The sequence below is a fragment of the Streptomyces sp. NPDC033229 genome, from assembly GCF_055576875.1.
This window is the reverse complement of the sequence record NZ_JBVIQR010000081.1, coordinates 1-12,781: the sequence shown is the minus strand read 5'-3', so window position 1 is coordinate 12,781 and position 12,781 is coordinate 1. Positions and strand designations below refer to the sequence as shown.

Below are 12,781 nucleotides of genomic sequence, written 5' to 3'. Positions count from 1 at the left end.
GCCAGTACCGCCCGATTGATCGTGATCGCCACAGCCGGATCATGCCACCAGCCAGGCACGACACTCACCCCGCTATCACGCACCAGCTCGTAAGTCCTCGTGGTGTAGGCCCTCGACCGGTGTTGGCGCACCTTCGAGGGCCGACTTCGTTGCGTGACGAAGCGGCTCAATCACCGTCACCGTATCGCAAGCCGACCGCCCCGCGACCTGCCTCAAACCCCGTTCGTTTGTGCGAGGTTGAGGGCCGTCAGCACGTCATCGACCAGATCCTCCGTGTCCTCGACGCCCACCGAGAAGCGGATGAAACCGTCCGGCACCGCGTCCCCGCCCCAGCGTCCGCGCCGCTCCGCCGTCGAGCGCACCCCGCCGAAGCTCGTCGCTTCGTCGACAAGTCGCAGCGCGGCCAGAAATCGCTCCGCGTGGGCCCGGTCCGGGAGGGTGAAGGAGACCACGCAGCCGAACCGGCCGCCGTGCATCTGGCGCAGGGCGACCGCGTGCGCGGGGTCGTCCGGCAAGCCCGGGTGGCGCACGGCGGTCACTTCGCGCCGGTCGTGCAGGGCGCGTGCGAGAGCGAGGGCGGTGGCCGCCTGCCGGTCCACGCGGAGCTGGAGGGTGGCGAGGGAGCGGTGGGCGAGCCAGGCCTCCATGGGGCCTGGGATTGCTCCTGTGGTCTTGCGCCAGGCGCGGACGGCCGCTGCCAGCTCGGGGTCCAGAGTGGTCACATAGCCCAGGAGTACGTCTCCGTGGCCCGTGAGGGCCTTGGTGCCGCTGGCGACGGAGAAGTCCGCGCCCAGCTCCAGCGGGCGCTGTGCGAGCGGCGTGGCGAGGGTGTTGTCGACGGCGACCAGGGCGCCGCGCTCGTGTGCGGCGTCGGCGAGGCGGCGGATGTCGCACACGTCGAGGCCCGGGTTCGAGGGCGTCTCGATCCACAGCAGGCGGGTGCCGTCCAGGGCGCCCAGTTGGGCGTCGCCGCCGGTCGGCGCGGTGCGGACCGTGACGCCGAAGCCCTCCAGGCGCTCGCGCAGCGCGGGCAGCAGTTGGTAGCCGTCGCCGGGCAGGAGCGCGGTGTCGCCCGGCCGCAGCTGGGAGAAGAGCACGGCGGAGATCGCCGCCATGCCGGACGGGAAGGTGATCGTCTCGGCCGCCGGATCCCCCGCCGGGTACTCCAGCTCGCTGATCGCCCGCTCCAGGGCCGTCCAGGTCGGGTTGCCCTCGCGGCCGTACGTGTACGGGCCCGCGACCTCGCCCGGCAGGTGGTAGTGGGCGGCGAAGGCCGGGCCCGGCAGCGCCGGCTCGTTCGCCCGCGGCTCCGGCAGGCCCGCCCGTACGGCTCTCGTCCCGTCTCCGGTCATGCCGCAGCCCCTCTCCGTCAGTCCTGCTCGTCCGGCAGGATCACATGCATCGCCCACGCCACGATCGAGATGATCAGACCACCGATCAGCGAGGTCCAGAAGCCCTCGATGTGGAATGCCAGATCCAGTTGGTCCGCGAGCCATGAGGTCAGCAGCAGCATCAACGCGTTGATCACCAATGTGATCAGGCCGAGGGTGAGGATGAAGAGCGGGAAGGACAGCAGCTTCACGATCGGCTTGACCACGAAGTTGACTACGCCGAAGAGGAGCGCGCCGGCCATCAGCGTCAGCACCTTGCGGGCGGTGTTCTCCCCGGACAGGGTGATGCCCTTGAGCAGCCAGATCGCGACCGCCAGGGCCGCCGCATTGGCAATCGTCTTGACTACGAAATTCTTCATGATGAGATCGTTGCAGACGGGATCGGCCCGGCGAGGATCGGCACTGCAAGGGGTGAACGACGGATGAAGGCGTTCCGGCTGGACGAGCTGGAAGCGGAGCGGGCCGCCAACGAAGGCGCTTATCTCCAGTTCCTGCGCGAACGGAACATGTCGGTCGGGCTGTACGCGCTGGACGCGGGCGACGCGGACCCGCAGAGCCCCCACGCCCAGGACGAGGTGTACCTGGTGGTGAGCGGCCGGGCCTCGATCACGGTGGGGCTGGAGACCACGGAGGTCGCGCGGGGCAGCGTCGTCTACGTACCGGCCGGGGTGGCCCACAAGTTCCACCACATCAGCGAGGATCTCCGGGTCGTCGTCGTCTTCTCTCCGCCTGAGAGCTGACCCCCCTCCCCGCCTACCCGTAGGGGGACGCTCAGGGATGGACGGGGGCTGTGGGGACCCCGCGGACCCACCCGTCCGTCCTAGCATCGAAAGCAGGCCGGATCAGCCGGCTCCGGACGGACTCGTAAGCCGTGCGGACTCGTGAGCGGAAAGCAGGGACGACATGGCCGAGAAGGGGATATTCGAAGGACTGCCCTGGTGGGTGAAGTGGATCGCCGTGCCGGTCCTCGTGCTCGCCGTGTTCGGCAGCCTGATCGTCAGCGTGCTGGGCTTCATGCTCACGTTTGCCTTCAAGCTGCTGCTGCTCGCGGCGCTGATCGGCGGGCTGGTCATCGTCGTCAAGAAGTTCACCTCGTCCTCGTCGTCCTCGAAGGGCGACTGGTAGGCGACCGGCAGACACCCGCCCCACGCCACCGGCCGGCTCGGCGCTCCCGCCCGGGGCGACGCCGGCCCGGCTCCCTCCCCACGGCAATCCCGCCGCGCGATTAACCCGCGAGGCGGGTTTTTCCGTTTTCTGGCTTACGCCCATCTGCCGTGCGTCGCTTCGGGTCTTCCGTCCGACGCGACCCATCCGTCACACGGAGTCAACTCGACGAACCGGACTAGCGGGATCATCCCTCCCTCTTCCCGGTATATCCCTCGATGCGGCACAGTGTGCGTGAGAAGTACCCTCTGCTCCGCCGCGAACCCACCCCGTTGTGACGTCAACCGGAGCGCGAGGCAAGGGAATACGCCCTCGTCACGCGCTTGCCGCCGCCTTTGTCGACTACCCGGACCCGTCCCGGTTCGGCGTCAATGGATCCGGCGACTCTGGCGATTTCTCAACTGTGGAATCTCCCGGAACGACTCCTCCCTGTAGTCGAGTCGCTACGCTCCAGAGTCAGGAAGCTCGTATGCTCACTCACGATCTCTATCAGTATCTGAAAAATCACTCCTTGTGGTCTGGTAGGCGTTGTTGTCAGACTATGGCGCCAATAGGTTCATGGGGATCCAATCCCGGCCAAAACCGACATAGACGGGACATTGGGCGATGCGCGAAACAGTTCAGGCGGAAGTGATCATGACGTTCCTCGTCTCCGAGGAGCTGTCCTTCCGGATCCCGGTGGCGCTGGATTACGACAGCAGCGACCCCTACGCGGTGAAGTTCACCTTCCACCTTCCCGGCGACGCGCCTGTGACCTGGGCGTTCGCACGGGAGCTGCTGCTCGACGGGCTGAGCCAGCCGTCCGGTGAAGGCGATGTGCACATCTCACCCGCCTCCGCCGAGCACCTGTCCGACGTCTTCATCCGGCTGCAAGTGGGCGGCGAAGGCGCGTTGTTCCGGGCCGGGGCCGCCGCCCTGGTGGCCTTCCTCGACCGGACCGACCGCATCGCCCCGCTCGGTGAGGAGCGCTCCGTCGCCGACTTCGACTACGAGCTCGCCGCCGCCCTCGACAGCATCCTCGCCGGCAACCCCGAGGGGCAGAACGCCGGTTAATGGCCGTGTCCCGCCCCGCCCCGCCCCGCCCCGTCACTTCGCGCGGCGGCGCCTGCCGCCCTTGCCACCGGCGCGCACCCCGGGCTTCCCCTTGGCCTTGCCCTTCGCCGTCTGACGGTCGGCGCTGACGACGAGCGCCGCCAAGGCCGTCGTCACCGGGACCGAGGCCACCAGCCCGATGCTGCCCACCAGCGTCCTTACGATCTCCCCCGCGACGAGCTCGCTGGTCGCGACGGTCCCCACTCCGGCGTCCGCGATCGTGAACAACAGCAGCAGCGGCAGCGACGCGCCCGCGTACGCCAGCACCAGCGTATTGACCACCGAAGCGATGTGGTCCCGGCCGATCCGCATGGCGGATCCATACAGTTTGCGCCAACTCGCGTTCGGGTCGGCTTCCTTCAGCTCCCACACCGCCGACGTCTGCGTCACCGTCACGTCGTCGAGGACGCCCAGCGAACCGATGATGATCCCCGCCAGCAGCAGACCCTGGATCTCGATCTGTGGATAGAGGCCGTGCACCAGGGCCGTCTGGTCGTCCGTGTTGCCCGTCAGATGCGCCCAGTCCATGAACAGGGAGCCGAGCAGTCCGATGACCACCAGCGACGTCAGCGTCCCCAGCACCGCCACGGAGGTCCGGGCGGTGAGGCCATGGCACATATAGAGCGCGATGAGCATGATCGCGCTGCCGCCGACCACGGCGACCAGCAGCGGGTTCGAGCCCTGGAGGATCGCCGGGAGGATGAACATCGTCAGCACGCCGAAGCTGATGACCAGGGCGATCAGCGCGAAGACGCCACGCAGCCGTCCGACGACCACGACCGCGAGTGCGAACAGCGCGGCGAGGACGACCATCGGCATCGTCCGGTCCACGTCCGTGACCGAATACCGCAGATTCTCCGGGGCCTTCGGCGCGTGGGCGAGCACCACCTTCTGGCCCACGGAGTAGCGGCGTGAGGAGTCCGGCCGCACGACCTCGGTGAAGGTCTTGCCCTTGTCCGGGCCCTCGGCGACCTCGATGGTCGCGTTCTCGCAGGACCCCGGAGGGGCCGCCGACGAGCCGGGACCGCCCTGGCCACCGGGCTTCCCCTGCTGCTGCGGCAGGGCACCCACCTTGGCGCAATCGACCTCCTCGATCTTGACGACCCGGCCCGCCCGGGTCTGCTGGTCGAGGCCCAGTCCGGAGGGCTTGTGCGCGGGCGCGCCACCGGGCCAGAGCACGACCAGACCGGCCACCACCGCGACCGCGAACGGGATCAGTACTGCCGCGATCACCTTCCGCAGATGGGCGGAGACGGGGGCGGCCGGGCCGTGGCTGTGGGAGTGGGAGTGCGAGTGGGACTGGGGACTTCGGTCTGAGCTGGTCACGCCCCGCATCATCGCAAGCCCCACTGGTCCTCCGGACGGGGGAAGCGCTAGCGTGGTGCCACCTTTGCAATCGCGGGAGCTCGGAGCACCGGGCTGAGAGGGCGCTGACCTCCGTACGCACGTCGTACGGAAGCCGCTGCGCCGACCGCCGAACCTGTTACCGGGTAATGCCGGCGTAGGGAGTCTGGTCTCATGACCTCGCAGGATGCACGCACGTCCGAAACCGGCCGGATCGGCTGGCACAAGGACTACGTGACCGGCTCGCGGCCGGACCTTCGGGTCCCGGTACGGCGGGTCCACCTCACCAACGGCCAGGACGTACGGCTGTACGACACGTCCGGCCCGTACACCGATCCGTCCGCCCCGACCGATGTCCGGCGCGGTCTCCTGCCGCTGCGGGAGAACTGGATCGTCGGCCGCGGCGACACCGAGGAGTACGCGGGCCGCCCGATGCGTCCGGAGGACGACGGGCTCAAGCACACCTCGCCGCGCGGGGGCCTGAAGAACCTCGACGCGGTCTTCCCCGGCCGCCCCCGCCTGCCCCGCCGGGGCCGGTCGGGCACCGCCGTGACCCAGCTCGCGTACGCCCGCCGCGGTGAGATCACCGAGGAGATGGAGTACGTGGCGATCCGGGAGAACGTTTCTCCCGAGACCGTCCGCGAGGAGATCGCGGCGGGACGGGCCGTGCTTCCGGCCAATGTGAACCACCCGGAGATCGAGCCGATGATCATCGGCAAGAAGTTCCTGGTGAAGGTCAACGCCAACATCGGCAACTCCGCCGTCACCTCCTCCATCGAGGAGGAGGTCGAGAAGATGACCTGGGCGACCCGCTGGGGCGCCGACACGGTCATGGACCTGTCCACCGGCCGCAACATCCACACCACGCGCGAGTGGGTGCTGCGCAACTCCCCCGTGCCGATCGGCACCGTGCCGCTCTACCAGGCGCTGGAGAAGGTCGACGGCAAGGCCGAGGAGCTGACCTGGGAGATCTACAAGGACACGGTCATCGAGCAGGCCGAGCAGGGCGTGGACTACATGACCGTCCACGCGGGCGTGCTGCTGCGCTACGTCCCGCTGACCGCCCGCCGCAAGACCGGCATCGTCTCGCGCGGTGGTTCGATCATGGCCGCGTGGTGCCTGGCGCACCACAAGGAGTCGTTCCTGTACGAGAACTTCGAGGAGCTCTGCGAGATCCTCGCCTCCTACGACGTGACGTACTCCCTCGGTGACGGGCTGCGCCCCGGCTCGATCGCGGACGCCAACGACGAGGCGCAGTTCGCGGAGTTGAGGACGCTCGGTGAGCTGAACACGATCGCCAAGCGGCACAACGTACAGACGATGATCGAGGGCCCCGGGCACGTCCCGATGCACAAGATCAAGGAGAACATCGACCTCCAGCAGGAGATCTGCGAGGAGGCGCCGTTCTACACACTCGGCCCGCTGACGACCGATGTCGCGCCCGCCTACGACCACATCACCTCGGGGATCGGCGCGGCGATGATCGCGTGGTGGGGCACGGCGATGCTCTGCTACGTCACGCCGAAGGAGCACTTGGGCCTGCCGGACCGCGACGACGTGAAGACCGGCGTCATCACGTACAAGATCGCCGCGCATGCGGCGGACCTCGCCAAGGGGCACCCGGGCGCGCAGGAGTGGGACGACGCGCTCTCCGACGCGCGCTTCGAATTCCGTTGGGAGGACCAGTTCAACCTGGCCCTCGACCCGGACACGGCCCGCGCCTTCCACGACGAGACGTTGCCGGCGGAACCGGCGAAGACCGCGCACTTCTGTTCCATGTGCGGGCCCAAGTTCTGCTCGATGAAGATCTCGCAGGACATCCGGCGCGAGCACGGCGGGGACCTGGCCGTCGAGGCGGAGGCGGGCATGGCGGAGAAGTCCAAGGAGTTCGCAGCGAGCGGCAACCGGGTCTATCTGCCGCTGGCCGACTGAGCCCGCACCGTACGCGGCACCTGGGGAGAGCCACCGCGCGCCGTGCGGTGGCTCTCCCGTTTCCATGGCGCAAAAGGACCGCATATGTCTGCTCTGTGGGAAAGGTGCCCCCAGACGGGCTTGAATCAAGCCCGTCCAGCGCTTGAGGACACAGCACAGCAGCCACGTCGGCCCCGGCTCAGTCCGGCCGGTGGTCCGGGCCGCCGTAGTCGGGGCTGGTGAAGTCGGGGCGGGAGTAGCCCGGGCGGGGGCTGGGGGAGGACTCGTCGTCCGGGCTGGAGAAGCCGGGGCGGGAGTAGCCGAGGTGGGGCGTACGGCTGTGGGGGTCGCGGATTCTGGGCGGGGGCGTGGGCGGAGTGGGTGAGGGGGCGGGCGGTGTGCGCGGGGTGACCGGGGCGTTGGCGAGGGACTCGCGCAGGAACGGCAGCATGCCACGCTCCAGCAGCGCCTGCCGCCAGACCTCGCGGGCCCGCTCGGCGTCCTCGCCCCGCCGCAGGCCGCGCGCGTCCTGTGCCAGGCCCGAGCCGTTGCGCAGGGCGGTGACGAGCATGCCGACCATGGCGACGAACACTCCGGCGACGGTGAGACCGGCGAACCACCAGCCGACGGTGATCATCGGGTCCGCCACGGCCTCGTTCGACGCGACCGTGCGCAGCACGTAGCCGACGAGGAGAAAGAGCAGCGCCGCGATCCCGGCGAGGACAGGGGCGAGGACGGCCAGCACCGCGCCGGCGCCCGCGCCGGCCGCCTCGGAGACGTCACCGACGACGGTGAGGGACGAGACCCCGCCACCGGCATCGCCGTCCCCGCCGCGCGCACCGCTGCCGACCGGCTGGGGCTGGGCGGCATTGGAGGGCGCGCGCATCTCTTCGCGCGCCTTCAGGAAGCTCTGGTATTCGGTCGCCGCACAGGCCGCGATGGCGGCCATGGCGCTCCGCGCCATCGTGCGGAGCTGTTCTGCGTCGAGCCGCTGTCCTATCGCGGCGGCCAGTTCCGGGTCATGGTCTGCGGTACGCAACGCTTGGTCGAGGACGCGCTCGAATTCCGGGCGGTCCTCGGCCAGCAGGTGCGGAGCGCTGTTCATGTGCATCCCCCGATGCTCCGTAGGGCCTCGTCGCCGGCTTGGCACCGGCAGTGGGCGGAAACGGAGGAGAGCCTGCTACGGATAAGCCGATGGTAGAGCCGTTCTGTCGCGAGGTGACAGAGAGTTTGCCGAATTACCCCGCGCCAGTGGAACCCCGTACCTGCCCGTGCGCCGGTCCGATGAACCCTCAGTCCCCCAGCGGGAGTTGCACCACCAGTAGCTTTCCGGCCATTGTGACCCCGCCGTCCATCGCGACCGCGAGCCCGTCCGCGTACAGGTGCGGGCCCTCGATGACCGGGCCGCTGTCCTCGTCACCGTCCGCGTCCTCGGTGCCGACCTCGCCGAGCAGGTAGGGGATGGGGCTGTGGCCGTGCACGATGCGGCCGCCGCCGTAGGTGTCCAGCAGCTCCCGCACGGCCATCGGTCCGGCCTCGTCGTCGCGGAAGGCGAACCGCTTGGTGAACTTGCGGAACAGGTCCCAGACCTCGTCCGGGTCGTTGCGCTGGAGGGCCTCGGTGACGGCGTCGTTGACGGCCTCGATGGAGTCGCCGTAGTCGAGGTAGGCGGTGGTGTCGGAGTGCACGAGCAGGTGCCCGTCCTCCTCGGCCATCGCGTCGAGCCGGGACATCCACTGCATGTGGTGGTCCTCGAGCCGCTCCATGTCGGTGCGCTGGCCGCCGTTGAGCAGCCAGGCCGCCTGGAACGAGGCGGTGCCGGCGCCGGACTGGACGGGGGTGTCGGCGAACCGCTTGGCGCCGATGAGCAGCAGTTCGTGGTTGCCCATGAGGGCCTTGCAGTAGCCCCCGGCGGCCGCGGCCTCGGCGGACAGCCGCATGACGAGGTCGATGACCCCGACGCCGTCCGGGCCGCGGTCGGTGAAGTCGCCGAGGAACCACAGCCGGGCGTTGCCCGCGGCCCACTGGCCGTTCGCGTCGATGAGCCCCTCGGCGGCGAGTGCCGCGTAGAGCTCGTCGAGGTAGCCGTGGACGTCGCCGACGACGTACAGCGGACCGAGGCCGCCGGGCACGGGCGCCGGCTGCGGGTCGGCGATCGGCGTCAGCTTGACGGTCGGCACGTCCCGCGGGGCGGCACTCCGGCCGATGACCGGCAGGTCACGGGCGGTCGGGGTGTAGCCCGGGGGGTACTCCGAGGGCGGCTCCACGTGGGCGTACGCGGGCATGGGAGGCGGCGCGGCGTACCCGGGGAAGGGCGGCACCGCCGCCGTGGTCCGTACGGGTCCCTGACCGGCCCCCTGAGTCATCGACCCCTCCACCATCGCGCCGCCGTGCACCTTGTGGACCTTGCCTGGTCGATGGCGGTCCGTGGTGTCGTGCGCCCATCATAGGAATGACCGTCGTGGCTTGTGCACGCACCAGGGGCTGTCAATCGAGGAGGGCGTGCGACGACGCCGGTCATTTCTCCCCAATTGAGGCGTTCGCTCCCCTTGAAGGGGGCCCTGAGAAGCCGTCCTGGGGTTGGTGACGGACCTCTCCTGTGGCTGACGGATCCCTGCCGTGGCCGATATACGCCGTTGTCACGGCGTTCCGCTCGGCTCGCGGCGTTCCGTTTTCGTCGGTGGTCCGGTCGTTCGGCCCCGGTGCTCGGGTTGACCGTTCAGGGCTTCGGGTGACCGGCTCGTGTTCTTGGTTGACCGGCTGCGGTCAGGGCGTGGCGGGGCCGCGCGGAGGACTGACGGTGGTGCGCGGCGGGCGGCGCTCGGAGGAGGTCCGCACGATGAGCTCCGTCGGTATGACCTGCTCCACCGGCCGCCCGGTGTCGAGCCCCTCGATGGCGTCGATGAGGAGCTGGACGACGGCCGTGCCGATGCGCCGTGGCTTGAGGGAGAGGGTGGTGACGGGCGGCTCGGTGGTGGCGTAGACCGTGGACTCGCTGCAGCAGACGAGCAGCAGGTCGTCCGGTACCCGCAGGCCGTAGCGGCGGGCGGCGGCGAGCAGATCGGTGCCGTTGGGGTCGAACAGGCCGTACACGGCGTCGGGCCGGTCGGGGCGGGCGAGCAGCCGGTCGGCGGCCACCGCCCCGGCGCAGGGGTCGTGGGCGGGGTACTCCTCGTAGACCGGGTCCTGGCCGACCCGCTCGCACCAGTGCAGATAGGCGGTGGTGGAGAGCCGGGTGTAGGTGTCGGTGGTGGTGCCGGTCAGCAGCCCGATGCGCCGGGCGCCGGCGGCGGCCAGGTGGTCGAGGATGCCGAGGACGGCCGCCTCGTGGTCGTTGTCCACCCAGGCGGTGACGGGGAGGGTGCCGGCGGGGCGGCCGTCGGAGACGACGGGGATGCCCTGGCGGACCAGGTCGGTGACCACGGGGTCGTGGTCGGAGGGGTCGACGACGACGGTGCCGTCGAGGGCGACGTTGGACCACACGTCGTGACGGGAGGTCGCGGGGAGGATGACCAGGGCGTAGCCGCGGGCGAGGGCGGCGGAGGTGGCGGCCCTGGCCATCTCGGCGAAGTACGCGAACTCGGTGAAGGTGAAAGGTTCATCCCCGTAGGTGGTCACGGTCAGGCCGATGAGGCCGGACTTGCCCGTGCGGAGGGTGCGGGCCGCGGCCGACGGGCGGTAGCCCAGCCGGTCGGCGACCTCGCGGACATGGCGGCGGGTCGCGTCCGGTAGCCGGCCCTTGCCGTTGAGCGCGTCGGAGACGGTCGTGATCGACACCCCGGCGGCGGCGGCCACGTCCCGGATTCCCGCACGGCCCTGCCGGCTGCCTCTGCGGGAGAGGTCCGTCCGGCTCACCTGGTGCTTCCCTGCTGCTGTCATGGCGAGCCGATAGTAGGGCTCGGTTGGTCCGTTGGCGGGGAACCGGTTTTCACTGTTGACAGGCACGTTTCTGCACGGTCGCTCCTCCCTAATGACCATGGAAACAAAGCCAGTTGGGGGTACACATAAGGGGCCGCGCGCCTCTGGCATATCCGACTCTCATGAATGGTTCAGGTCTCGAAGAGGTCTCAACTCACCTTCACGGGGGATGCGCGCCACGGCGCCCGCCACCGGCGCACGGGAAAAAAGGGAGCGCTCCCCCGGCACGTTAAGCCGTGTCGCGCGGATACGGCGGGCGGCGGCCGACGGGTACGGCACTCGCACTCGATGCTGGACGCCGCCCGGGGCAATCCTCTTAAGGTGTGCAGTATTCATGTCCGCTATTCGTGTGCGCTTTCCCCGTGCGGCGCCGCCCGCGCGCACGGGATGTCGAGGAGGACCTGCGGTGACCGAGAAGACCCCGAAGCTGCGCGCCGCGCTGGACGGCGTTCCCACCTACAAGCCGGGCAAGCCGGCCGCCGCCGACGGCCCCGTCGCGTACAAGCTGTCCTCCAACGAGAACCCCTACCCGCCGCTGCCCGGTGTGCTGGAGACCGCGATCGAGGCCGCGGGTTCCCTCAACCGCTACCCCGACATGGCCTGTACGGGCCTGATGCTGGAGCTGGCGGAACGTTTCGGGGTGCCCGTCACGCACATCGCCACCGGCACCGGCTCGGTCGGCGTCGCGCAGCAGTTGATCCAGTCGACGGCGGGCCCCGGCGACGAGGTCATGTACGCCTGGCGTTCCTTCGAGGCGTACCCGATCATCACGCAGGTCTCGGGCGCCACGCCCGTACCGGTGCCGCTGACCGACGGCGATGTGCACGACCTGGAGGCGATGCTCGCGGCGATCACTGACCGGACCCGGCTGATCTTCGTCTGCAACCCCAACAACCCCACCGGCACGGTCGTGCGACGGGCCGAGCTGGAGTCCTTCCTGGACCGGGTGCCCTCCGACGTCCTGGTGGTGCTCGACGAGGCGTACATCGAGTTCATCCGCGACGAGAGCGTCCCCAACGGCATCGACCTCTACCGCGACCGGCCGAACGTCTGCGTGCTGCGCACCTTCTCGAAGGCGTACGGACTGGCCGGGCTGCGCGTCGGTTTCGCGATCGCGCACGAGCCGGTCGCGGCGGCGCTGCGCAAGACGGCCGTGCCCTTCGGGGTGACCCAGCTGGCGCAGGACGCGGCGGTCGCCTCGCTGCGCCGCGAGGACGCGCTGCGCGAGCGGGTGGACGCGCTGGTGGGTGAGCGGGCGCGGGTGGTCGGCGCGCTGACCGCGCAGGGCTGGACGCTGCCGGAGTCGCAGGCCAACTTCGTCTGGCTGCCGCTGGGGGAGCGGTCGCAGGACTTCGCGGCCGCGTGCGAGCGCGCGGGTGTGGTCGTACGGCCGTTCCCGGAGGGCGTCCGGGTGACGATCGGTGAGACCGAGGCGAACGATCTCTTCGTACAGACGGCTGAGACGTTCCGCAAGGAGTTCTAGGCGCCCCGGCGGATCCCCGGCTGTAGGCCGGTGGCGTGCCGCCTGCGGCGGCAAGGCGCCCTGCGGGCGCGTCCTCGATCGCCGGACGGGCTTGATGTGGCTGACCTCAGCCAAACCAGCTCGTCCGGCGACTGAGGACACCGCCGCGCAGCGGTGGTGCGTGCGCCCGACTGGCGGACGTCCGGCGTCAGAGGGCACCGTACAGCCGTCCTCCGGGCCCGCAAGGGCCGAACGGTACCCCCCCGGTGATTGTCCGAAAAGCGGGTGCGCCATAATGCTTGTGAATGTGAACGCGTTCACAAGCTCGTCTTTTATGCCCCGCTTTCACTGGGGCAAAAGGGTGCAAACCACCGGAGGCGTGAGTCGCCGGTGTCGCAAGAGGCAAGGAGAGACCGCGTGGACCTGGCTCTGGCGCCGGAAACGTTGGCGCGCTGGCAATTCGGCATCACCACCGTTTACCACTACCTCTTCGTACCGC

General features: G+C 69.7%; 11 protein-coding genes. 5 read left to right on the top strand and 6 right to left on the bottom strand.

Features of this window, described 5'->3' with window-relative positions; all coding sequences use genetic code 11:
* Positions 1-212: 212 nt before the first annotated feature.
* Positions 213-1,352: a cystathionine gamma-lyase gene (locus ACZ53N_RS34295; RefSeq protein ID WP_469144701.1), complete on the bottom strand. Its 1,140-nt coding sequence runs from the start codon at positions 1,350-1,352 to the stop codon at positions 213-215.
* Between the two features lie 17 nt (positions 1,353-1,369).
* Positions 1,370-1,750: a phage holin family protein gene (locus ACZ53N_RS34290; RefSeq protein ID WP_469144700.1), complete on the bottom strand. Its 381-nt coding sequence runs from the start codon at positions 1,748-1,750 to the stop codon at positions 1,370-1,372.
* Positions 1,751-1,813: 63 nt separating this feature from the next.
* On the opposite strand from ACZ53N_RS34290, the gene ACZ53N_RS34285 reads away from it, so the two are divergent.
* The 3 genes from ACZ53N_RS34285 (at position 1,814) to ACZ53N_RS34275 (ending at position 3,608) form a co-directional block, all read left to right on the top strand.
* A complete protein-coding gene (locus ACZ53N_RS34285) occupies positions 1,814-2,131 on the top strand; it encodes a cupin domain-containing protein (protein WP_130878534.1) in 318 nt (105 codons plus the stop codon).
* A 163-nt stretch (positions 2,132-2,294) separates the two neighbouring features.
* A complete protein-coding gene (locus ACZ53N_RS34280) occupies positions 2,295-2,516 on the top strand; it encodes a DUF5326 family protein (RefSeq protein ID WP_469144699.1) in 222 nt (73 codons plus the stop codon).
* Positions 2,517-3,161: 645 nt separating this feature from the next.
* Entirely contained in the window at positions 3,162-3,608 is a 447-nt protein-coding gene (locus tag ACZ53N_RS34275) for an SsgA family sporulation/cell division regulator (RefSeq protein WP_130878532.1), read from the top strand.
* Between the two features lie 33 nt (positions 3,609-3,641).
* Here ACZ53N_RS34275 and ACZ53N_RS34270 read toward each other — a convergent pair whose 3' ends face one another.
* Positions 3,642-4,982 (bottom strand): YibE/F family protein, encoded by a 1,341-nt coding sequence (locus ACZ53N_RS34270; protein WP_469144702.1) that lies wholly within the window; start codon positions 4,980-4,982, stop codon positions 3,642-3,644.
* A gap of 183 nt (positions 4,983-5,165) precedes the next feature.
* Here ACZ53N_RS34270 and thiC point away from each other — a divergent pair, with 183 nt between their 5' ends.
* Positions 5,166-6,923, top strand: coding sequence for a phosphomethylpyrimidine synthase ThiC (thiC, locus tag ACZ53N_RS34265; protein WP_469144698.1), 1,758 nt, complete (start codon positions 5,166-5,168; stop codon positions 6,921-6,923).
* A gap of 178 nt (positions 6,924-7,101) precedes the next feature.
* Here thiC and ACZ53N_RS34260 read toward each other — a convergent pair whose 3' ends face one another.
* The 3 genes from ACZ53N_RS34260 to ACZ53N_RS34250 form a co-directional block, all read right to left on the bottom strand.
* Positions 7,102-8,013, bottom strand: coding sequence for a hypothetical protein (locus ACZ53N_RS34260; RefSeq protein ID WP_469144697.1), 912 nt, complete (start codon positions 8,011-8,013; stop codon positions 7,102-7,104).
* A 181-nt stretch (positions 8,014-8,194) separates the two neighbouring features.
* Complete coding sequence (locus ACZ53N_RS34255) at positions 8,195-9,268, bottom strand: metallophosphoesterase (RefSeq protein WP_469144696.1); 1,074 nt, start codon at positions 9,266-9,268, stop codon at positions 8,195-8,197.
* 400 nt (positions 9,269-9,668) lie between these two features.
* Positions 9,669-10,781 (bottom strand): LacI family DNA-binding transcriptional regulator, encoded by a 1,113-nt coding sequence (locus ACZ53N_RS34250; protein ID WP_130878527.1) that lies wholly within the window; start codon positions 10,779-10,781, stop codon positions 9,669-9,671.
* 445 nt (positions 10,782-11,226) lie between these two features.
* On the opposite strand from ACZ53N_RS34250, the gene hisC reads away from it, so the two are divergent.
* Positions 11,227-12,303, top strand: coding sequence for a histidinol-phosphate transaminase (gene hisC / locus ACZ53N_RS34245; protein ID WP_469144695.1), 1,077 nt, complete (start codon positions 11,227-11,229; stop codon positions 12,301-12,303).
* Positions 12,304-12,781: the final 478 nt, after the last annotated feature.